At 71.9% G+C, this 21,091-nt stretch carries 22 protein-coding genes and 1 pseudogene; 13 read left to right on the top strand and 10 right to left on the bottom strand.

The features are described 5' to 3' along the window. Window positions 1–38 precede the first annotated feature (38 nt). The gene (locus IE200_RS14570) at window positions 39–1,316 is read right to left on the bottom strand and encodes an endonuclease/exonuclease/phosphatase family protein (protein WP_191280213.1); all 1,278 of its coding nucleotides are present in this window, start codon (window positions 1,314–1,316) and stop codon (window positions 39–41) included. 196 nt (window positions 1,317–1,512) lie between these two features. On the opposite strand from IE200_RS14570, the gene IE200_RS14575 reads away from it, so the two are divergent. From IE200_RS14575 to IE200_RS14585, 3 genes are all read left to right on the top strand, one after another. Continuing rightward, window positions 1,513–1,926, top strand: coding sequence for a hypothetical protein (locus IE200_RS14575; RefSeq protein ID WP_191280214.1), 414 nt, complete (start codon window positions 1,513–1,515; stop codon window positions 1,924–1,926). 66 nt (window positions 1,927–1,992) lie between these two features. Next, window positions 1,993–2,625, top strand: a complete 633-nt coding sequence (locus IE200_RS14580) for a hypothetical protein (protein ID WP_191280215.1) — start codon at window positions 1,993–1,995, stop codon at window positions 2,623–2,625. Between the two features lie 4 nt (window positions 2,626–2,629). Then, window positions 2,630–3,289: a GOLPH3/VPS74 family protein gene (locus tag IE200_RS14585; RefSeq protein ID WP_191280216.1), complete on the top strand. Its 660-nt coding sequence runs from the start codon at window positions 2,630–2,632 to the stop codon at window positions 3,287–3,289. 63 nt (window positions 3,290–3,352) lie between these two features. Here the strand turns inward: IE200_RS14585 and IE200_RS14590 are convergent, their stop codons facing one another. Further along, window positions 3,353–3,790, bottom strand: a complete 438-nt coding sequence (locus IE200_RS14590) for an Hsp20/alpha crystallin family protein (protein WP_191280217.1) — start codon at window positions 3,788–3,790, stop codon at window positions 3,353–3,355. 134 nt (window positions 3,791–3,924) lie between these two features. Between IE200_RS14590 and IE200_RS14595 the strand changes: the two genes are divergently transcribed. Further along, complete coding sequence (locus IE200_RS14595) at window positions 3,925–4,224, top strand: MerR family transcriptional regulator (protein ID WP_191280218.1); 300 nt, start codon at window positions 3,925–3,927, stop codon at window positions 4,222–4,224. On the opposite strand, the gene IE200_RS14600 is transcribed toward IE200_RS14595, so the two are convergent. Both IE200_RS14600 and IE200_RS14605 read right to left on the bottom strand, forming a co-directional pair. Then, window positions 4,216–5,199, bottom strand: a complete 984-nt coding sequence (locus IE200_RS14600; protein WP_191280219.1) for a 5'-3' exonuclease — start codon at window positions 5,197–5,199, stop codon at window positions 4,216–4,218. The two genes, IE200_RS14595 and IE200_RS14600, sit on opposite strands and share 9 nt — an antisense overlap. A 37-nt stretch (window positions 5,200–5,236) precedes the next feature. Continuing rightward, window positions 5,237–6,778: an AAA-type ATPase lid domain-containing protein gene (locus IE200_RS14605; protein ID WP_229856570.1), complete on the bottom strand. Its 1,542-nt coding sequence runs from the start codon at window positions 6,776–6,778 to the stop codon at window positions 5,237–5,239. Between the two features lie 202 nt (window positions 6,779–6,980). Here IE200_RS14605 and IE200_RS14610 point away from each other — a divergent pair, with 202 nt between their 5' ends. From IE200_RS14610 to IE200_RS14630, 5 genes are read left to right on the top strand one after another with little or no spacing between them, the layout of a single operon-like run. Further along, a complete protein-coding gene (locus IE200_RS14610) occupies window positions 6,981–8,024 on the top strand; it encodes an amidohydrolase family protein (RefSeq protein WP_191280220.1) in 1,044 nt (347 codons plus the stop codon). A 2-nt stretch (window positions 8,025–8,026) separates the two neighbouring features. Next, the gene (locus IE200_RS14615; RefSeq protein WP_191280221.1) at window positions 8,027–8,857 is read left to right on the top strand and encodes an iron-sulfur cluster assembly protein; all 831 of its coding nucleotides are present in this window, start codon (window positions 8,027–8,029) and stop codon (window positions 8,855–8,857) included. Then, window positions 8,854–9,897 carry an NAD(P)-dependent alcohol dehydrogenase gene (locus IE200_RS14620; RefSeq protein WP_229856571.1) on the top strand — a complete coding sequence of 348 codons (1,044 nt, stop codon included), beginning with the start codon at window positions 8,854–8,856 and terminating at the stop codon, window positions 9,895–9,897. Before IE200_RS14615 ends, IE200_RS14620 begins: the two co-directional genes overlap by 4 nt. 13 nt (window positions 9,898–9,910) lie before the next feature. Then, complete coding sequence (locus tag IE200_RS14625) at window positions 9,911–10,414, top strand: DUF1097 domain-containing protein (RefSeq protein WP_191280222.1); 504 nt, start codon at window positions 9,911–9,913, stop codon at window positions 10,412–10,414. Between the two features lie 9 nt (window positions 10,415–10,423). Next, on the top strand, window positions 10,424–10,747 hold the full coding sequence (locus tag IE200_RS14630; protein ID WP_191280223.1) for a putative quinol monooxygenase: 324 nt from the start codon (window positions 10,424–10,426) through the stop codon (window positions 10,745–10,747). A 420-nt stretch (window positions 10,748–11,167) separates the two neighbouring features. Here the strand turns inward: IE200_RS14630 and IE200_RS21210 are convergent. Beyond that, window positions 11,168–11,683 (bottom strand): annotated as a pseudogene (locus tag IE200_RS21210) (PIG-L deacetylase family protein); the annotation flags it as partial. A gap of 47 nt (window positions 11,684–11,730) precedes the next feature. On the opposite strand from IE200_RS21210, the gene IE200_RS14640 reads away from it, so the two are divergent. Next, a complete protein-coding gene (locus tag IE200_RS14640) occupies window positions 11,731–13,161 on the top strand; it encodes an HNH endonuclease signature motif containing protein (protein ID WP_191280224.1) in 1,431 nt (476 codons plus the stop codon). A 547-nt stretch (window positions 13,162–13,708) separates the two neighbouring features. On the opposite strand, the gene IE200_RS14645 is transcribed toward IE200_RS14640, so the two are convergent. Then, window positions 13,709–14,686: a zinc-binding dehydrogenase gene (locus IE200_RS14645; RefSeq protein WP_191280225.1), complete on the bottom strand. Its 978-nt coding sequence runs from the start codon at window positions 14,684–14,686 to the stop codon at window positions 13,709–13,711. A gap of 143 nt (window positions 14,687–14,829) precedes the next feature. Between IE200_RS14645 and IE200_RS14650 the strand changes: the two genes are divergently transcribed. Further along, a complete protein-coding gene (locus IE200_RS14650) occupies window positions 14,830–15,198 on the top strand; it encodes a DUF2256 and DUF3253 domain-containing protein (RefSeq protein ID WP_191280226.1) in 369 nt (122 codons plus the stop codon). 27 nt (window positions 15,199–15,225) lie between these two features. Here IE200_RS14650 and IE200_RS14655 read toward each other — a convergent pair whose 3' ends face one another. Further along, window positions 15,226–16,203, bottom strand: coding sequence for a trypsin-like serine protease (locus IE200_RS14655; protein WP_191280227.1), 978 nt, complete (start codon window positions 16,201–16,203; stop codon window positions 15,226–15,228). Between the two features lie 170 nt (window positions 16,204–16,373). On the opposite strand from IE200_RS14655, the gene IE200_RS14660 reads away from it, so the two are divergent. Together IE200_RS14660 and IE200_RS14665 are read left to right on the top strand one after the other, a co-directional pair. Further along, window positions 16,374–16,988, top strand: coding sequence for a ClpP family protease (locus IE200_RS14660; RefSeq protein WP_191280228.1), 615 nt, complete (start codon window positions 16,374–16,376; stop codon window positions 16,986–16,988). Continuing rightward, on the top strand, window positions 16,985–17,587 hold the full coding sequence (locus IE200_RS14665; protein ID WP_191280229.1) for a ClpP family protease: 603 nt from the start codon (window positions 16,985–16,987) through the stop codon (window positions 17,585–17,587). The genes IE200_RS14660 and IE200_RS14665 overlap by 4 nt, the downstream gene beginning before the upstream one ends. A gap of 22 nt (window positions 17,588–17,609) precedes the next feature. Here IE200_RS14665 and IE200_RS14670 read toward each other — a convergent pair whose 3' ends face one another. The 3 genes from IE200_RS14670 to IE200_RS14680 all read right to left on the bottom strand — a co-directional run bounded on the left by IE200_RS14670 (window position 17,610) and on the right by IE200_RS14680 (window position 21,088). Beyond that, window positions 17,610–17,933, bottom strand: coding sequence for a helix-turn-helix domain-containing protein (locus tag IE200_RS14670; protein WP_191280230.1), 324 nt, complete (start codon window positions 17,931–17,933; stop codon window positions 17,610–17,612). A gap of 69 nt (window positions 17,934–18,002) precedes the next feature. Next, entirely contained in the window at window positions 18,003–19,475 is a 1,473-nt protein-coding gene (locus IE200_RS14675; RefSeq protein ID WP_191280231.1) for a protein adenylyltransferase SelO, read from the bottom strand. A 47-nt stretch (window positions 19,476–19,522) separates the two neighbouring features. Then, window positions 19,523–21,088: a peptide chain release factor 3 gene (locus IE200_RS14680; RefSeq protein WP_191280232.1), complete on the bottom strand. Its 1,566-nt coding sequence runs from the start codon at window positions 21,086–21,088 to the stop codon at window positions 19,523–19,525. Window positions 21,089–21,091: the final 3 nt, after the last annotated feature.

Consider the following 21,091-nt stretch of genomic DNA (forward strand, 5'->3'; position numbering starts at 1 on the left):
TGAACGTCCGCCGGCCCCTCGGCGAAGAGGGTGCGCGATCAGCGGTCGTGCACCCGCCCTGCGCGTACGTCCACCCAGACCAGGCGGTGGTCGCTCACGGGGAAGGGGAACGTGCCCACCAGCCGCGGGAACAGCGGGTCGGTCGAGGTCAGCCAGTAGACGGCGCTGTCGCGGACGGTGAGGCGCTTGCTCGGCAGGACGTAGTCGGCGCGCAGGTTGCCGGGTGCGCCGTCCGCGAAGTCGGCTGTGTCCTCGGCGGCCGGGCCGGCGTGGGTGAGGTTGGCGCCTCCGTCGCGCGTGGCCGCCTCGACCGCTCCGGCCGAGGTCGGGTGCGGGTCCCGGACCCGCGAGTGGTCGAGCAGCTGGAGGATCGCGTCGTCGTAGGAGTCGCCGTCGAACGGGTCGGCGTTCTGGTCGCCCGCGACGACGAAGTCCTGCCCGCGCCCGAGGCCGCCCGTGCCACCCTCGTCGTCGTAGATGTAGGCGGCCTGCGCGCCCCCGGTGACGTAGTCGGCCCAGAAGCGGATCTCGTCGTGGTTGCGGCGCCCGTTGCGGTCCTCGGTGCCGTCGAAGGTGGGGGGCGTCGGGTGCGAGACCAGGAAGTGCACCGGCTTGCGACCGGGCACCTGGATCGGCACGTCCCAGTGCGACTTCGAGGACAGCCGCACGACGTCGAGCTCCTCGGCCGAGTACCAGTCGGCCGGCTCGGGGGTCGTCGCGTCGTCCGGCAGGACGGCGCCCGGCATGTCCTTCCAGAGGAACTCCTGGAAGGTCCGGACCTCGTCGGTCGCGATCGGGTACTTCGAGTAGACGACCATGCCGTACTGGCCCGGGAAGAGGCCGAAGCCGTAGGCGTCGTCGCCCCCGCCGACGGCACCGTCGTTGTTGAGGTCGAAGCCGCTCGGCACGCCGGTGTTGGACGGCGCCACGTAGTAGTAGGGGTAGTCGACCGGCGCGGCGCCGTTCTGCCCGACCGCGAGGTAGTTGTCGCGGAACAGCTCGGCGGCCTCGCCGTCCTCGACGAAGTCGAACTCGTTGACCAGCACGACGTCGGGGTTCGTGCGCTGGATGGTCTCGGCGGCCCGTGCCGCCTGCGCGTTGCCGGGGGTCGAGAGGTCCACGACGAGCTGCCCCTCCGTGCTGCGGTTGAGCGAGGCGTTGAAGGTCGCGAAGCGGATCTCGCCGGCCGAGCCGTGCCGGCCGGTGGTGCCGTGCTGGCCGACCGCGGCGGGTGCGCTGAGGGCGGGGGCGGTGAGGCCGGTCACGGAGAGGGCCGCGACGGCGGCGAGGGCGAGGCGGGTGGGCCGAGCACGCATGGGATGCCTTCCTGGTGGGGGTCTCGCCAACGTACGACGGGTGGCGTGCGTGGTGGAAGGCCGGCAGCGCGGGGTTCGGCCGCGAGCAGCCATCTGTTCGCCGCTGCGTCACGTGCGTAACAGTCGGCGCCCCTGCGGCGCTGTACTGGAGAAGAGGCGTGGCGAGTCAGGCCACGCCGCTACCAGGAGGAACACCATGTCTGTCTCCATCCGCTTCGGCGGTCTTGCCGCCAGCGCCACGATCGCCCTCGCCGGTCTGGTGGTCGCCCCGGCCGTCGCCGACGACACCACCGAGCCGACCGAGACCGTCCCCTGCGCCTCGGAGCAGGCGAAGGTCGACAAGGCCGAGGACGCCCTCGCGCGCGTCACCGCCGTGTTCGAGCGCCAGCAGGCCAAGGTCAAGAAGGCCCGCAAGGAGGTCGCGCAGGCCGAGGCCGGCCGCGAGAAGGCTGAGGCCCGCAAGGCCCTCCGCGAGGTCAAGGCCAAGAAGAACGACACCAAGGTGACCAAGCGCGCCCAGCAGCAGCGCCTCGCCAAGGCGCAGGAGCGCCTGGCCGAGTGCGAGGCCGAGCAGCCGACCGAGCCGACGGAGCCGACCCCCACGGCCTGATCGACCCGACACGCTCCAGGACCCCCCGCGGCACGGCCGCGGGGGGTCCTGTCGTACGGCCCTGAGATGCTGGCCCCCGTGATGCCCATCGCGCGCCGTACGGCCATGCTCCTGCTCGGCTGCGCCGTGCTCGGCACGGGCGTGGCGCTGCTGCTCGCGGCGGACCTGGGCTCGGACGGCTACTCGACGTTCGTCAACGGCCTGACCCTCACGACGGGTGTCGACTTCTGGGTCATGAACCTCGTGGTCGGCGTGGTGCTGGTCGCGCTGGCGGCGCTGCGGAAGGTCCGTCCGGGCATCGGCACGGTGGTGCAGGTCGTCCTCGTCGGCGTGACGGTGTCCGTCGTGCTCGACCTGCTGACGACGCCGGACGCGACCGGGTGGCGGTTCGGGTTGCTCGTCGCGGCGTTCCCCGTGCTGGCGACCGGCATCGCGCTCTACCTCGGCAGCCACACGGGGGCAGGGCCTGCCGAGGCGGCGGCGCTCGCGTGGGACCCGCCGGTGCCGTTCAGGTGGAGCTACAGCGTGGTGCAGGGCGGGGGAGCGCTGGGCGGGTGGCTGCTCGGAGCGACGGTAGGGGTCGGCACCCTCGCGGTAATCCTGCTCCTCGGGCCCGCCGTGGACCTGGCGGCCCGGCTGATGTCGGTGGATCTCCACCAGGAGGTGGATCCGACCGGCCGCGCGGTGGACCTAGCCTGACGGCATGCTGATCGCCGAAGAACTGTTCCTGCTGCTGCGGCGCGACGACGGGAAGCCGGAGAACGCCATGGCATACCGCGGCTACGGTCTCGCCGCGGCGCTCATCACGGATCTGGTCGTCGCCGAGCGCATCATGCTCAGCGACGACAGGGACCCGCGACTGAAGGTGCTCCTCCCGGGCCCGGTCGGCCACCCGGCGCTCGACGCCGCGATGGCCCGGCTCGAGCAGCGCGACGGCAAGAAGCTCTCGTCGCTCGTGACGGACGGCAAGATCGCCCGTGAGAAGGAGCTCGCCGAGGCGCTGGCGGCAGACGGCGTCATCAGGATCGAGGAGAAGCGCGCACTGGGCCTGTTCCCGGAGCGCTACCCCGTCGTCGATCCCGAGCCCGAGCGGCGTACGCGCGAGCGGTTGCGCACGGTCCTCATCGGCGGCACCCCGACGCCCGCCGACGCCAGCCTGCTCGCGATCCTGCAGGGCCTCGACGTCGCGCCCAAGGTGCTCGAGGAGGAGAAGGGCGACCTCGGCAAGAAGGAGCTCAAGCGGCGCATCGAGGAGATCTCGACCGATGTCGCCGCCGGCGACGCGGTCGCGAAGGCGGTCGCGGCGATGAACGCCGCGGTGATGACCGCGGTCGTCTTCCCGGTCGTGGCGTCGGGCAGCTGAGGGGAGCCGCGCGGCCGCAGCACACTGCGCAAGGGCTGCGGCCCGCGCGGCTCCCGTGAGGGATCAGGCGGTCAGCTCCGCGTGGTCCCCGGAGCGGCTCGATCCCGACTGCGAGATCTGGATCTTGCGGGGCTTGGCCTTCTCCGCGACCGGCACGACCAGCCGGAGGACGCCGTCGGAGTAGGCCGCCTCGATGCGGTCGAGGTCGAGGTTGTCGCCGAGCACGAGCTGGCGGCTGAAGGCGCCGCGCGGCCGCTCGGAGGCCAGCGGCTCCCAGTCGCCGTTGCGCGCGACGCGCTCGGCGCGGACGGTCAGGACGTTGCGCTCGACGTCGAGGTCGATGCTGTCGGTGCTGACGCCCGGCAGGTCGAACTCGATGATGAAGCGGTCGCCCTCCCGCCAGGCGTCCATCGGCATGACGGCGGGACGGTTGGTGGTGCCCATCAGCTGCTGGGTGAGCCGGTCGAGGTCACGGAACGGGTCGGTGGTTCGCAGCAGCATCGTGTCCTCCTGTGTCTGACGGGTGGACCCTCAGGTCCACGACCTGTATTTGTGGTTACAGGTTTTTTATAGTCAGTTGATGAGGCAGAATCAAGGCCCCTGAGCGACGATCTTCCGAGCGCGGAGGAGAACCCATGGCAGCGCGCGACCACGGCGTCTACGCGATCTCGGTCGCGGCGGCGATGGTGTCCATGGAGATCCAGAACCTGCGCGTCTACGAGCGTCGGGGCCTGCTCACCCCGGACCGGACGGCCGGGGGGACGCGGCTCTACAGCGTCGACGACGTCGAGCGCCTCGAGCGGATCCGTGACCTGCTGGCCGAGGGCCTCAACCTCGCGGGGATCGCGCGTGTGCTCGAGCTCGAGGACGAGGTGGACCGGCTGCGGGCACGGCTCGGGGACGACGGTGACGGGCGCTCGGAGGAGTCAGCCTGACGCAGGTGCGCTCGTCAGCACCCGCACCGCGAAGTCGGTCGTGAAGTCGTTGTCGAGGAAGCCGACGACTCGGGTGACCCGGTCCAGGTCGAGCGGCAGCAGTCCGCGCGAGCCGGGCACGTCCGGCGTGAGGCCCAGGTCGAGGTCGTCGCGCCCGGACATCATCTGCACGTTGAAGTCGTAGCGCTCGCGCGCGCCGTCGGCGGCCAGGCGACGTACGACGGTCGCGCCGATGCGACGCCCGCCGGTCTCGGCCGACCAGTCGTCGAGGGCGGCGAGGAGGTTGCGGCCGTCCTCGTGGTCGATGTCGGCCCAGGCGGCGTCCATCGACCCGGCGACGTCGAGCAGGATCGCCGCTGTCTTCTCCCCGATGCCCTGGACGCCGGGCAGGTTGTCGCTCGCGTCGCCGCGCAGGGCGGCGAAGGCGAGGTAGTTGGCCGGGCGCACGCCGTAGAGGTCGAACAGGCGGGCCGGGTTGAGCATCGGCGAGCCGTGGATGCCGCCGTCGATGAGGCGCAGCACCCGCGTGTGGTGGCTGATGTGGGCGAAGGCGTCGCGGTCCGAGGTGATGATCACGCAGTCCCAGCCGTGCCTGCTCGCCCACGTCGCGCCCGACGCGTTGACGTCGTCGGCCTCGAGCCCGGGAGGGGTGAGGGTGGCGAGGCCGAGCGCGTCGAGGAGCGCGCCGGCCCGGTCGAGCTGGTCGACGAGGTCGGGGTCCTTCTCGGCCCGGCCGGCCTTGTAGTCGGGGTAGAGGTCGCGGCGCACGGAGCCGGACCGGTCGTCGAGGCCGAAGAGCACCGCGTCAGGGGCGAAGGAGTCGATCGACTCGAGGATCTGGCGCAGCATCCCGTGCAGCGCCCAGATCGGGCGCCCCTGCCGGTCGCGCAGACCCGTGTGCGAGCGCGCGTGGTGGTTGCGGTGCAGCAGTGACGGGGCGTCGACGACGAGCAGCAGCCGGCGGGTGCGGGTCACGCGGTCATGCTCGCACGACCGCCGGGCACGCTCGCGGTCAGGAGCCGGACCGCGGGACGTGGATGTCGTACTGGGCGAGCTTGCGGTAGACCGTCGCCCGGCTCATCCCCAGCTCCTCCGCGGCCTCCTGCATCGAGGTGCCCGGCCGGGTGATGACACGGACGATCTCGTCGCGCTCGAAGGCCTCGATGCGCGTCAGCCGGCGCGAGGAGCCGGAGAGCACGTCGGCCGGCAGGTGGCGTACGTCGAGGGTGTCGGTGCGGCGGGCCGCGCCGGTCACGACGTCGACGAGCTGGCGCACGTTGCCGGGCCACCCACAGCCGGTCAGCGCGGTCTCCGCCGCGCGGGTGACGGCCATGTCGCGGCCCCGGGCGCGGCTGGCGACGTGGCGGGCGAGGGGCATCACGTCCTCGGTGCGCTCGCGGAGGGCGGGCACGGTGACGACGGTGTCGACCAGCGGCGCCAGGGCGGCCGGGATCGCATCGAACGAGCTGGCCGTGACGCAGAACGGAACCTGCTCGCCGGGCGAGGAGCGCACGCGCGCCTGCAGCACGAGGTCGCGGATTTGCTCGGCGACCCAGGCGGGGAGCCGGTCGACGTCTCGCACCAGGATGCCGGTGTCGGGCTTGCCGAGCTCGGGGGTCCACAGCCCGATCCACGCCTCGCTGTCCTGGGGTGCGGGCGGGGCGGCTGCCAGGATGCGCTCGCGCGGGTGCTCGCGCCGCATCGCCTGGGCCAGCGCCGTGGCCCGGCCCGAGCCCTCCTCGCCCACCGCGGCGACGATCCGGCCGTCGGCGATCGCGGCCCCGGCGCGGGCGACGGCGTCGGTCCATGCCGGGCCGAGGTCGGTGAGGGTGCCCGACCCCGGCTCGAGGCGCGGCGTCTCCACCCGGAACACCTCGCCGCGCTGCGCCGGACGGGGCCGCTGTCCGCGCGAGCGGGCCAGCATCAGCGCGGAGGTGTTGCTGGCGGCGGACTGCGCGAGGGCCAGCAGGAGGTCGCTCGACTGGGTGGACCAGGTGGTGAGGTTGACGCACCCCTCGAGCTGGCCGGTGATGGGGTCGAGCACGGGCACCGCGGCGCAGGTGTAGGTGCACAGGCTGAGGGCGTAGTGCTCCTCGGCGCGCACGACGGTGGGCACGCGGTCGGCGATGGCGAGGCCGAGGCCGTTGGTGCCCACCGTCCGCTCGGCGTAGGCGAAGCCGGGGGCGAGGTGCACCTTGTCGAGGGCCCGCAGGAGCGAGGCGTCGCCGCTCATCCGGTTGAGGACGAGGCCGTCGGCGTCGGTGAGCATCAGGGAGACCGGCTCGTCGACCAGGGTCTGGTGCAGTCCCGCGAGGACCTCGCGACCGCACTCGAAGAACAGGGAGTCGTCGTTGAGGGTGCCGACGAACGAGGGCTCGATCGCGTCGAGCGGCACGCCGTAGTCCTCGCTGCGCTGCCACGACGCGACCAGGCGGCCGGGAAGACGGCCGGGCAGGTGGTCGCCCGGGGCCGGGTTGCCGGCCAGGTTGCCGGGCAGCGCACGCTGCAGCTCGCGGTGGCGCCGGGCGCGCTCGGGGAGGCGGAGGTCGGACACCGCACATCACCCCCTTCGGGATGTGACCGACGTTACATCCGCGGGTGCGCGACGGCACCGGACTGGCGTCTCAAATTGAGACGGCCCGGGTTCTCAGATTGAGACGTCCCACCCGGTCCGGGGGTGCGACACCGGCCTAGCGTCGAAGGCATCGCACTTCGTGACGCCCGTCACACCGAGCCTGCCCCACACCGGAGGTCCCATGTACACCAAGGACGGCGAGAGCTACTTCATCGTCGACGCCCACATCGCCCTGTGGGACGCGCGGCCCGAGAACATCAAGAACGTCCACGGCCAGCAGTTCATCGACTGCTTCTACGACTACCACCGCAACCTCTCGCCCGAGTCGGAAGTGTGGACCAAGGAGGACTACCTCTACCAGGGCGGTGAGCGGCTGATGAAGGATCTCTTCGAGGACGGGTACGTCGACCACGCGGTCTTCCAGCCGGCCAACCTCGGCGAGTTCTACCACCGCGGCTTCGGCCAGACCGAGGAGGCCTCGGCGCTCGCGGCCGCCCACCCGGACAAGCTGACCTACAACCACAACTGGGACCCGCGCAACGGCGAGGCCGGCCTCGAGCAGCTCCACGCGGACGCCGAGCGGTTCGACCTCAAGGGGGTCAAGCTCTACACCGCGGAGTGGCACGGGGACTCCCGCGGCTGGCGCCTCGACGACCCCTGGGCCTACCGGTACTTCGAGGCCTGCCGCGCGCTCGGGATCACCAACATCCACATCCACAAGGGCCCCACGATCCGGCCCCTTGACCGCGACGCCTTCGACGTCGCGGACGTCGACCACGTCGCGACCGACTTCACGGACCTCAACTTCGTGGTCGAGCACTGCGGACTGCCGCGGCTGGAGGACTTCTGCTGGATCGCCACCCAGGAGCCCAACGTCCACGCCGGCCTGGCGGTGGCCATGCCCTTCATCCACACCCGGCCCCGCTACTTCGCCCAGATCATCGGCGAGCTCCTCTACTGGATCGGTGAGGACCGCATCCAGTTCTCCTCCGACTACGCGCTGTGGACCCCGAGATGGCTCGTCGAGTCGTTCGTCGACTTCCAGATCCCCGAGGACCTGGTCGAGTACGCCCCGATCACCACGGCGCAGAAGAAGAAGATCCTCGGCCTCAACGCCGCGCGGATGTACGACATCGAGGTGCCCGCCGAGCTGCGGCTGCCCGAGGCCGACGAGACCGAGACCGGTCCGCGCCAGCCCGAGGCCGCCGAAATGGCGGTGGTGTGACGATGACGCTCACCGCCCACCCCGGCGTCGCTCACGACGACGGGTCCGCGTACGCCGACGACGTGCTCGCCGCGCTCGCGGAGGTCATGGACCCCGAGCTCGACGAGCCGATCACCGACCTCGGCTTCGTCCGCTCGGTCTCGCTCGACGCAGGCGGGGGAGTCGAGGTGCACCTGCGTCTCCCGACGTCGTTCTGCTCGCCCAACTTCGCCTACCTGATGGCCTCCGACAGCAAGGACGTCCTCACCGCACTGCCGTGGACGCGTCACGTCGTGGTGCGGCTCGACGACCACCACGACTCCGACAAGATCAACGCAGGCCTGGCGGCCGACGCGGGCTACCGCGGCACCTTCGGCCCCGAGGCCGAGCACGACCTGGAGGAGCTGCGCGAGACGTTCCGGCGCAAGGCGCACACCGCGGCCATGGAGCGGTGCCTGACGGCGCTGCTGCGTGCCGAGCCGGACCGGGACGTCGAGTCGCTCGGGAGCGTACGCCTCGCCGACCTCGCGTCCGGCCAGCACACCGAGGCGCTCCTGCGCCGGCGGGCGGCTCTCGGGCTGCCCCTCGACGGCTCCGCGGCGGTGTTCGTGGACCACGCCGGCGACTCCCCTGAGGACGTGCCGATGGCGTTGCGACGGGCGCGCTCGACGCGGATCTCCATCGACGGCAACGCCCACTTCTGCCGGGGCCTGCTGCGCACCCGCTACCCGGGTTCGGAGGAGGACCAGGTGCACCGCGCGGACGGCGCCGAGCCCGCAGACGCGTCGTACGACCCCACGTTCGTCCCCCTCGCCTCACTGCTGACCCCACCCTCGAAGGAGAACTCCCGATGAGCACCACCGAGAAGATGCGAGCCGTGCAGGTCGTCGGCTACCACCAGGACCTCGTGATGCACGAGGTCGACGTCCCCGAGGCGACCGGCCCCTTCGACGTCATCGTCCGCATCGGCGGCGCCGGTGTCTGCCGCACCGACCTCCACATCCTCGAGGGGCAGTGGGAGGAGAAGTCGGGTGTCACGCTGCCCTACACGATCGGGCACGAGAACGCGGGCTGGGTGCACGCCGTCGGATCGGCGGTGACCAACGTCCGCGAGGGCGACAAGGTCATCGTGCACCCGCTCATCACCTGCGGGCTCTGCCGCGCGTGCCGCACGGGCGACGACGTGCACTGCGAGAACAACCAGTTCCCGGGCATCAACACGCACGGCGGGTACGCCGAGTACCTCAGGACCTCGGCCCGCAGCGTCGTGCCGATCGACGACTCGCTGGAGCCCGCGGACGTCGCGGCCCTCGCCGACGCCGGTCTGACGGCCTACCACGCCGCGGCCAAGGCAGCGCGGCGGCTGACCCCGCGTGACACCTGCGTGGTCATCGGCGCGGGTGGTCTCGGGCACATCGGCATCCAGGTGCTCAAGGCGCTCTCTCCCGCCCAGCTCGTCGTCGTCGACCGCAATCCCGAGGCGCTGAAGCTCGCCCTGTCGATCGGCGCCGACCACGGCGTCGTCGCCGAGGGCCGCCAGGTCGAAGAGGTCCTCGACATCACCGGCGGGCTAGGTGCCGAGGTGGTCGTCGACTTCGTCGGCGAGGGCGGCTCGACCGCCGAGGGCCTGGCGATGACCCGCCAGGCGGGTGACTACCACGTCGTCGGCTACGGCGAGGACGTGGTCGTTCCGACCATCGACCTGATCTCGGCCGAGAAGAACATCATCGGCAACCTCGTCGGGTCCTACAACGACCTCTGCGACCTGATGGCGCTGGCCGCGCGCGGCGCGGTCACCCTGCACACGCAGAAGTACGCCCTCGACGACTTCCAGACCGCCATCTCCGACCTCGACGCCGGCCGGGTCCGCGGCCGCGCGATCCTCATCCCCTGAGAGGACCTGCACCATGAACGGCATCAAGCCCTTGCTGGGCATCGGCATCTCCGTCGGCGTCCTCGCCGGCGCGTGGACCTTCGCCAGCGTCGAGCTGACCCTGATCACCTGGGTCGCGTTCGTCGCCTGGGCCTGCTTCTTCGCCGCCGGAGGAGGCACGACGGGCCTCGCCAAGGGGCTCGCGGCCAACCTCGCCGGCGTGTTCTGGGGGTGGGTGATCAGCCAGGGCCTCGACACGATCAGCGGGTCCACGCTCGCCTTGGCCCTGATGGTCACGATCGTCGGCTTCGTCCTCTGCGTCGAGGCCGCCCTGCCGCTGCTGTCCTTCATCCCGGGAGGCTTCGCGGGGACGGCCGTGTTCTTCGGCACCGGCTTCGACCTCGGCGGGGTAGTGGTCGCCGTGGTCGCCGGCGCGCTGCTCGGTATCGTCTCGGAGAAGCTCGGCGCTGCGCTCCAGTCCGTCATCGACGGACGGTCGCACGCGCCCACCGCCCCGACCGCCACCCCGGCCACCTGAGGAGAGACGTTGATCTTCATCACCGCCAAGTTCCCCGTCAAGCCCGAGCACGCCGACGACTGGCCCGAGTTGTCACGGGCCTTCACCGAGGCCACCCGCGCCGAGGAGGGCTGCCTGTGGTTCGAGTGGTCGCGCAGTCTGGACGACCCGAACGAGTACGTCCTCACCGAGGCCTTCCGCGACGGCGAGGCGGGCGGGGCGCACGTCGGCTCGGACCACTTCCGGGCCGCCCAGGCCGAGCTCCCGCAGTACCTCGCCCGTACGCCCGACATCGTCAGCACCGAGGTGGACCAGGACGGCTGGAACGAGCTCGGCGAGCTGAAGGTCGGCTGAGCCGCCCCCCAGGCGCCACGCCGGTTGGGGGTCAGGAGGCCAGACGGCGCCGGATGAACCACTCGGTCGAGAGAAGCTCCTCGCGGGCTCCCGGTGACAGACGGGCACGAGCCCAGGAAGAGCGCCTCGGTCGACTTCCGAGCGGTGGGCGAGGACTGCGGCCACCTTCTGCTCCAGCCAGGGCGAGATGTCCACCCGGTCTGTGACCTGCTCGTCCGGAGTGGCGTGCACGGCTCTTCGAGCGCCGATGATCCCCGCGATCCGCTCCACCGACGAACACGGGTGGGTCGCCAGGTACACGGCACTCGGCGCCCAAGGATGGCCCGCATCGGGATACACGTCCATGCCGGCAGCCTCGGCGGCCAGCATGGTCACGCGATGGGTGTGCACATGATCGAGGTGACCGGTCAGACCGCCATGGGCGTCGAAGGTCACCAGGGCTTCCGGACGGAACTCGCGGATCTGCATCACGAGCGCGTGCACGGCTTCGTCGAGCGGCACATCGCACCACCGGGGACGGCCCGGAGCAGACTCCGGGACCTTCGCGTCGGCGTATCCGAGCATCCTCGGCTCACCCGCACCGAGGATCCTCAGCGCATCTGCCAGCTCGGCTGCTCGTGGCGTGTCCGGAGCCCACGTGGCGGTGACGACGGCAGTCCGCGCACCTGCAGCGGCATGTCGAGCCAGGATGCCGCCCGCGGCCAGTGACTCGTCATCGGGGTGGCCGAACACGGCAAGCAGGCTCGAAGACCTCAAGACCACGACCTTCCGGACCCGGACCCCAGACCGGCCCAGTATGGGCGTCCCGTGTGGTTGCACCGCGACGAAACGCAGATCATTCAAGTAGGGCCTGGGCGTCCTGGTGACCGCGTCGCTCATCCCGGCAACGGGGACGCACCCAGTGACGCGTGGAATGTCACCGATGTCCTGAGACATGACCTCGTCGATGGCCGCTGTCGGACCCCACGGATACAATCGAACACATGATCGAGCAACTGGCAGCCGGAGCACGAGAGGTCGCGGACGACCTCTCGGCCACCGACGTGCTGTCAGCGATCCGCGACCGCAAGGCCGCCGAGAACCAGGCCGCCGCCGACCAGCTCCTCCTCGCCGCGCGGTGGGCCGACCTGCACCCGCCGGAGTCCATCCACTCCGCGGCGTCGTTCACGGTGCCGGGGTGCGAGCACGAGGAACCCCTCGCCGGTGACGGCACCCCGCTGGTGGCGGAGTTCTGTGTCGCGGAGCTCGGCACCGTCCTCGGGATCTCCTCGACCGCGGCGAAGAAGCTCATCGGTCACGCCCTCGAGCTGCGGCACCGCCTCCCCCGGCTGTGGGAGCAGGTGCACGCTGAGCAGGTGCCGGCGTGGCGGGCCCGCTCGGTTGCGGAGACGACCATCCACTCCAGCCCGGCTCTGACCCGGGAGGCGGCCGGGTTCGTCGACGCCCAGGTCGCGGCCGTCGCCGGACGCATCGGGTCCGCGCAGCTCGACCGGCTCGTGGCCGAGACGATCAAGCGCTACGACCTCGCGGTCGCTGATCCGGCCGCGGATCCGGAGGACGGGTATCTGTTCGTGGACCCGCGGCACGTGACCGTCGACACCGACGACGTCCACTACGCCGGCACCCTGCGGATCGAGGCCGAGATCGACCTGGCCGATGCCCTCGACCTCGACCGCGCCGTCACCCACAAGGCGCAGGAGCAGAAGGCCCTCGGATCCACCGAGAGCCTCGACGTGCGCCGGGCGAAGGCGCTCGGTGAGCTGGCGAGGACGCAAACCGCCCTCGACCTCCACTTCCAGGGCAATGGCGTCGAATCTCGCATCTCGGCCACCGAAGCCGACCAGCCGAACCTGCCCGCCGCGCGGGAGGTCATGATCCACGCCCACTTCGACGCATCCCTCTCCGGTGACACCACGGTCTTCGGTCCCACCGGACGGATGGAGAACGGCCAGCGCCTCGTCCTGCTCGAGCAGATCCGGTCCTGGTGCGGAGGCTCCCGCACGCAGGTCACGATCAAGCCCGTCATCGACCTCAACACCCCGCTCGCCGCGCAGGGCTACGCGATCCCCGACCGCATCCGCGAGCAGGTGATCCTGCGGGATCGCACGTGCGTGTTCCCGTTCTGCACCAGACCGGCACGCGGCTGCGACATCGACCACATCACCGAGTACGACCACACCGCCGAGGCAGAGGGCAGACCCCAACCCGGGCCCACGACCACCGACAACCTCGCGACCCTGTGTCGCTTCCACCACCGGGTCAAGACCCACTCACCCTGGCACTACGCGATGGTCGCGCCCGGGGTCTTCGAGTGGACCTCACCCCGCGGCCACCACTACCGCCGCGACAGATACGGCGCCACAGCGATCGACCCTCCCGATCCACCCGGCATCCCGCGACCCCGACGACGATGACCCCGCCCCACACCCCGCCGATCTGAACCCGGCGGGGCAACGGTCGCGCCCAGCGCCGGTGTCGCCGAGCGCGTCCCTGATGACGTCCACGTCGCCAGGTCCGCCGATGTCCGGATGGTTCAGGTGGCCGCGAGGGCGGGGGCACCTGTCGTGACCCCCGCGTCGAGCTCGGCGATAGCGATGTCGCAGATGACCCCGCCCCACACCCCGCCGATCTGAACCCGGTGGGGCCACGGTCGCGCCCAGCGCCGGTGTGACTGAGCGCGTCCCTGATGACGTCCGCGTCGCCAGGGTCCGCCGAGGTCCGGATCGTTCAGGTGGCCGCGGGGCGGGGGCACCTGTCGTGACCCTCGCGTCGAGCTCGGCGATAGCGATGTCGCACGAGCGGAGGCGACACCCACGTCACTGCGCGGGCCGCAGGTGTCCGCGCCGACGTCACCCGGCGGATGCCGGAGGAGAGGAGACCTCGCACCCGGGGGCAGGATGCCGTCAGCAGCAGGCCCGTCCCGCGGGTTCGTCGCGAACCGCGGGAGGGCAGCGTCGGGCGTCAGGGGCGCAGCAGCACCTTGCCGCGACGCCCCGGCGCGGCGTTGGCACGTGCCGCGTCGGCGATCTCGTCGAGCCCGTAGACCTTCTCGACCGGCAGGTTGAGCGTGCCGGAGCCGATCCCGGTGACGAGCTCGCGCATGAGCGCGGCTCGCTTCTCGCGCGACATCGCGGCGAAGACCTTGCTGCCCCAGAAGCCCTTGATCGCGACCTGCTTGAAGATCACGTCGCCCGAGGAGATCTCCAGCGTGGGGGAGGCCATCGCGCCGAAGACGACGAGCACGCCGTCGTCGGCCAGGAGCGAGACGACGTCGCCAGCGGCGCTGCCCCCGACCGAGTCGACGCCCGCGACGATCGGCGCGTCGCCCACGATCTCGCGCACCCGGTCGCGCCATCCGTCGTCGTCGGTCGCCACGACCCGCTCGATGCCCTGCTCGCGCAGCTCCTCGACACCGTCCGCGCGACGCACGAGGCCCAGGACGTGCACGCCGCGAGCGGCGGCGAGCTGCGCGACGAGCCGGCCTACCGCGCCGTTGGCGGCGTTCTGCACGATCCAGTCGCCCTCGCCCACCTCGACGAAGTCCAGCAGTGCGATCGCGCTGAACGGCATCGACACCAGCTGCGACGCCGCCTCGTCACTGACCTGCTCGGGCACCGGCACGAGACCGGCGGCCGGGGCCACGACGAGCTCCGCCCACGCGCCGAAGGAGCCACCGGTCGCCACCCGCTGCCCGACCGCGAGGCCTTCGACACCCTCGCCCAGGACCTCGACCACGCCCACGGCCTCGGTGCCGGCACGCGCCGGCATCTCGGGCTTGAAGCCATAGCTGCCGCGCACGGTCCACAGGTCATGGTTGTGGATCGGGGACAGCAGCACCCGCACGAGCACCTCGCCCGGACCGGGCTGCGGGTCCGGGACCTCCTGGACCGAGAGGACCTCGGCCGGGTCGCCGAACCGGGGCTGGACGAGTGCACGCATGACAAGACCTTCCGTCGGGATTCACCTACGCCCAGGTCCAACCGGACGCGGGCGCCCGGTATGCCCCTGCCGGGGACGATGAGGGCGAGGTCACGCCGGCGTCCTCCCGCCAGCCGCACCCAGCGCCCCGGCACACTGGCGACATGCCGCCCGAGCCGAAGACGTGCCAGTCCTGCGGGCGCACGATCGAGTGGCGCAAGAAGTGGGAGCGCGACTGGGACCAGGTGCGCTACTGCTCCGCGTCGTGCCGCAAGCGGGGCGTATCCGACGTCGACCGCCGGCTCGAGGCTGCCATCCTCGACCTGCTCGCCCAGCGCGCCCGTACGGCCACCATCTGTCCGTCGGACGCCGCCCGCGCAGTCGGTGACGACGACTCCTGGCGCGAGCTGATGGAGCCGGCCAGGCGCGCGGCCCGACGCCTGGTCGAGCGCGGTGAGGTCGTGATCACCCAGGCCGGGCACGTGGTCGACCCCTCGACGGCGAAGGGCGCGATCCGCATCAGGCGCGCCTGAGCCTCACTCCTCGAGCACCCCGGCTGGTCACTCGTACGCGCCGGCGGGATCCGCGAGGAAGGCGAGGTCGTCGGCCTGGTCCAGGCGGTAGCTGCCGCTCGCGTTGCAGTTGTAGTTGAGGCCGAACGAGGTGACCGCCACCACGAGGTTCTGCTCCTCCAGCTCGGGCGTGGAGATGTCGAAGGTCGGCCCGCCGGAGTCGCCGAAGCAGGTGCCCCCGCTGGTCCCGCGACCCGCGTGGCTGAACATCACCGCGATGTCCTTGTAGCCGTAGGCCCCCTTGAAGCTCACCAGGCGGCGGTCGGCCTTGCGGCGCGTGTCGCCGCCGAAGGACGACTTCGGGCTGCTGCCCTCGAGCCCGTAGCCCACGGACTCGAAGAGGCCGTCGCGCTTGGCCGCCCGGGAGTAGTAGGTGTCGAGGTGGTCCTCCTCCGGAAGGGTCCCGAACTCGGTGAGCGGTCGGCCCTCGCCGTCCACCAGCACCGGCTCACTGAGCTCGACGACCGCGACGTCGTGCAGCAGGAACGCCGCGTCGACGTACTCCGGGTGGGTGTAGGTCGTCTCGGCCTCGTGCCACGTCGGGCTCGCGTCCAGCGCCGCCGACCAGTCGTCGTAGCGCTCCTGGTTGCGGTCCGGGACGTAGGTCGAGCTCCGGGGGAGGATGGAGTAGTCGGGCTCCTCCTCGACCGAGAACCACACGTCCGTGCCGCCGTGCAGCGGATCCTCGGGCGCCTCGCCCTCGATCCCGACCGCGTACGTGCAGTGCCCGGCAGTCAGCACCGTGTCGGCGTCGAGCAACGTGCCGGTGCAGTTGAACCAGCCGCCCGGGTCGTCGAAGCGGGAGTCCACGGCGTCGGGCACGTAGAACAGGAGCTGCCCGACGTACGGGTGCTCGTAGTCGTCGGGGGCGCCGCCGACGATGGCGCCGGCGGGCTGGGTGGTGGACACGAGCAGGGCGGCGGAGGCCAGGGACGTGACGGTGAGACGGCCGAGGTGGAGCGACATGGGGTGTTCCTCCCGGAGCGGGGTCGGATGGTGCGTCCACATCAGCGCCCCGACCGCCGCGCTGTCATCCCCGAGGTGGGGGAGCAGGCTCCCGGCCGCTCCGCTGCCAGCGGATCCACCCGCAGCAGAACGCCCTGTGCTGGGCCGCCCGACGGGGACACGCTGGCTCCATGACCACTGACACCACCAACGGACGCATCGAGGACGAGCTCGTCCGGCGACTCATGCACCAGCGGATCATCGTCCTGGGCGAGGAGCTCGGCGAGGCCAACGGCAACCGGCTCATGCACCAGCTGCTGCTCCTGTCCGCCGAGGACCCCCGTGCCGACATCAGCCTCTGGATCAACTCGCCCGGCGGCTCGGTGTCGTCGATGCTCGCGATCCACGACGTGATGCGACTGATCCCCAACGACGTGAGCACCCTGGCGATGGGGATGGCGGCGAGCGCGGGACAGTTCCTGCTCTCCGCCGGCACGCCCGGCAAGAGGTACGCCCTGCCGCACGCCCGCGTGCTGCTCCACCAGGGCTCCGCGGGCATCGGCGGCACGGCCGTCGACATCGAGATCCAGGCCGAGGACCTGCGCCGCACGCGCGACACCGTCCTCGCGCTGGTCTCCGAGCACACCGGGCAGGACCGCGAGCGGATCGAGCGCGACTCGCGGCGCGACCGGTGGTTCAGCGCCGAGGAGGCGCTGGCGTACGGCTTCGTCGACCAGGTGATCAGCTCGCTCGACCACGTGACGCCGGCGCACACCCGTACGGTCGGCCTGGCGGGTGCGCGATGAGCGGCTACACGATCCCCTACGTCGTGCAGCAGACCCCGCGCGGCGAGCGCACGCTCGACCTCTACTCGCGGCTGCTGTCCGAGCGCATCGTCTACCTCGGCACGGAGATCGACGACGGGGTCGCCAACGCGGTCATCGCCCAGCTGCTCCACCTGGCCTCGGAGAACCCCGAGCTGCCGATCAGCCTCTACATCAACTCGCCCGGCGGCTCCATCACCGCCATGCTGGCGGTCTACGACGCGATGCAGTTCGTCAGGCCGCCGGTCGAGACCGTGTGCGTGGGGCAGGCCGCGTGGACCGCCGCGGTCCTGCTGGCCGGGGGAGCGCCCGGGCGGCGCGCGATCCTGCCGCACGGCCGGGTCGTGCTGCACCAGCCCGCGACGCAGGGTCGCGGGACGATCCCCGACCTGATCCTGGAGGCGGACGAGGTCGCCCGCGTCCGGGTGCTGCTCGAGGAGGTGCTCGCCCAGCACACCGGACGTACGGCCGAGCAGGTCCGGCAGGACACCGACCGCACCCTCGTCCTGCCCGGCGAGGCTGCGGTGGAGTACGGCCTCGTCGACACGGTGGTCCGTGAGCAGGGACCGGCGCTGGTCTGACCTGGGCCCGGACCTCTCGGGGTCAGGCGGCCAGGGCGAGCGCGTCCGGCCGGCCGGTGCGGACCGCCAGGCGGCGCACGCTCAGGTCGAGCGCCCCGGCGATGGCGTGGAGCATCTCCGAGGAGGGGTCCTTGAGGCCGCGTTCGACCTCCGACAGGTACTGCACGGAGACCCCGGCGCGTCCCGCGACGTCGACGAGGCGCTCGCCTCGCCGGCTGCGCTCGCGATGCAGCTCGCGCCCGACGAGCTCGCGCCACAGCGGCTCGGGCGGCTCGACGGCACGCTCGGGCCCACGCTCGGGCCCACGCTCGGACTCACGCTCGGGGAACGGCACGATCTCGCCCATGGACCGAACCTAGCCCGGCCACCTGCCAGGACCGCAGCGATTCCGCTCCCAGCAGAACGACGAGGCGACTCAGGTGCCGCAGAAGGTCTGGTAGCCGGCGAACGAGTCGGGGGCCGGCTCGGCGTAGCGCTCCAGCCCGGGACGCTGGTCGTACGGTGCGGTGACGACCGCGAGCAGTCGCTCGAACGGTGCGAGGTCCCCGTCGGTCGCGGCCGCGAGGGCCTCCTCCACGAGGTGGTTGCGCGGGACGTGCACGGGGTTGACCCGGTCCATCGCGTCGGCGTCCGGGCCCACGGCCAGCCAGCGCTCGGTCCAGGCGTCGAACCCGGCGAGGTCGAGGAACATCCCCCGCGCAGGCTCCGTGTCCCCCCGCGCGGCCGCGCCGAGGCTGCGGAAGAACGACGTGTGGTCGACGTGGTCGGCCTGCACGAGGGCGAGGAGGTCGGCGACGAGCGCGGACGCCACCGCCTCGTCGAGCCCGGCGGGGAGGCCGAGCTTGGCGCGCATCCCGGTGGACCACGCCGCGGAGTAGTGCTCGCGGAAGCGGCCGAGCGACTCGACGGCCAGCGCGACGGCGGCGTCCTGCTCCGCGGCGACGAGGGGGAGCAGCGCCTCGGCGAGGCGGGCGAGGTTCCACTCCGCGACCACCGGCTGGTTGCCGTACGCGTAGCGCCCGCCGGTGTCGATGGAGCTGAAGACGGTGGCGGGGTCGAAGGCGTCCATGAAGGCGCACGGGCCGTAGTCGATCGTCTCGCCCGAGATCGTCATGTTGTCGGTGTTCATCACGCCGTGGACGAAGCCGACGAGCATCCACTGCGCGACGAGGTCCGCCTGGACGGCGACCACGGCGTCGAAGAGCGCGATCGCGGGGTTGTCCGCCCCGGCCGCGTGGGGGTGGTGGCGGGCGACGGCGTGATCGACGAGGCGCCGCAGCAGGTCGAGGTCGTCGGTGGCGCGGGCGTACTGGAAGGTCCCGACGCGCAGGTGGCTGCTGGCGACGCGGGCCAGCACGGCCCCCGGCAGCACGCTCTCGCGCTGCACGGCCCGGCCCGTCGCGACGACCGCGAGGCTGCGGGTGGTGGGGATGCCGAGCGCGTGCATCGCCTCGCTGACGAGGTGCTCGCGCAGCATGGGCCCGACGGCCGCGAGTCCGTCGCCGCCACGGGAGAACGGCGTACGCCCGGAGCCCTTGAGGTGCAGGTCGCGCATCCGGCCGGAGGTGTCGACCAGCTCGCCGAGCAGCAGCGCTCGCCCGTCACCGAGGCGCGGTGAGTAGCCACCGAACTGGTGACCGGCGTAGGCCTGCGCGACCGGGGTCGCCCCCACCGGCGGCCGGGTGCCGGTCAGCAGGCCGATGCCGTCGCCGCGCAGCCAGCCGGCGTCGAGGCCGAGCTCCTCGGCGAGCGGCTCGTTGAGGACGAGCAGCCGCGGCTCGGGGGTCTCGGCGGCCTGCCACGGCAGCGCGAGCTCGGGGAGCTCGCGGGCGAAGCGTCCGTCGAGTGCCGGGAACGAGGTGGGGGTCGAGGTCGGTGCCGGTGTCACTTCCTCGACGATACGCGGCCCGCCGACGCAGGCGGAGCCGTCGCTGCTCAGGCGCCGCCGGCCGGCAGCGCCTCCAGCATGATGTCGGGGTTGTCGCGGGCCGTGACCTGGGCGCGCCACTGGTCGACGAAGAGGGCCAGGCGGGTGCCGTCGCTGCGCTCGAGGACCTCGACCCCGCGCTTGCCGGCGAGCGCGGCGGCGCCGTCCGCGTCGGTGCGCCGGGCCACCTGGTAGTCGAGGCGGGAGAACCGGATGGGGGAGTTGAACTCGTTGGTCATGCGGTCCTCGACGACCTCGAACTGCATGGGACCGACGGCGGCGAGGACCGGGTTCTGGTCGCCGCGCAGGTCCGAGCGCAGCACCTGGACCACGCCTTCCTGGTCGAGCTGCTCGATGCCGCGGCGGAACTGCTTGTAGCGGCCGATGTCGCCGGCGCTGGCGGTGACGAAGTGCTCGGGCGCGAAGCTCGGGACGGGCGGGTACTCGATCGGGTCGCCGACGTAGACGGTGTCGCCGACCCGCAGCGCCTGGGCGTTGACGAAGCCGATGATGTCGCCGGGCTCGGCGCTCTCGACGGCGGCGGTGTCGCGGCCGAAGACCGACTGGGCGAACTTCGTCGCGAACGGCTTGCCGGTCCCGGCGTGGGTGACGACCATGCCGCGCTCGAAGGTCCCGGACACGACCCGGGCGTAGGCGAGCCGGTCGCGGTGCGCGTTGTTCATGCCCGACTGGACCTTGAAGACGAACGCGCTGAAGTCGTCGGTGGTGTCGCGCACCGTCCCGTCGACACCGGTCGTCGCGCTCGGGTCGGGGGCGATGTCGAGCAGCAGGTCGAGCAGCTGGGCGACGCCGAAGTTCTGCAGGGCGGAGGCGAACATGACCGGGGTGGTCTCGCCGCTCAGGAACCGGGCCTGGTCGTGGTCGGCCTCGTCGAGCTCGAGCAGCTCGTGCTCCTCGACGGCGGTGGACCACGGCAGGGCGTCGGCCTCCTCGACCTGGTCGGGGGCCATCCGGCGCTCGGGAGCGCGCGTCGCGCCGCCGGCGGTGCGGGTGTACTTCACGAACTCGCCGGTGCGCCGGTCGAGCACGCCGCGGAAGTCGCCGGCCTCGCCGACGGGCCAGGTGAGCGGCGTGGGCCGGAGGCGGATCTTCTCCTGGATCAGGTCCATCAGCTCGAGGGCCGACAGGCCGGGCCGGTCCCACTTGTTGATGACGGTCATGACCGGGATGCCGCGCAGCGCGCAGACCTTGAACAGCTTGAGCGTCTGCGGCTCGAGCCCCTTGCCGGCGTCGACCAGCATCACGGCCGAGTCGACCGCCGACAGCACCCGGTAGGTGTCCTCGGAGAAGTCGCTGTGGCCGGGGGTGTCGACGAGGTTGATCACGTGGTCGCGGTAGACGAACTGCAGCGCCGCGGACGTGATCGAGATGCCGCGGGCCTTCTCCATCGCCATCCAGTCCGACACGGTGGCCCGCCGGTCGCCCTTGCCGTGGACGGCTCCGGCCTCGGTGATCACCCGCGCGTGCAGGGCGAGGGCCTCGGTGAGGGTCGACTTGCCCGCGTCGGGGTGGCTGATGACGGCGAACGTACGGCGGGGGCGGGTGTCGGGCACCGC

Origin of the sequence: Nocardioides flavus (ex Wang et al. 2016), assembly GCF_014653115.1 — a bacterium.
GTDB lineage: Bacteria > Actinomycetota > Actinomycetes > Propionibacteriales > Nocardioidaceae > Nocardioides > Nocardioides flavus.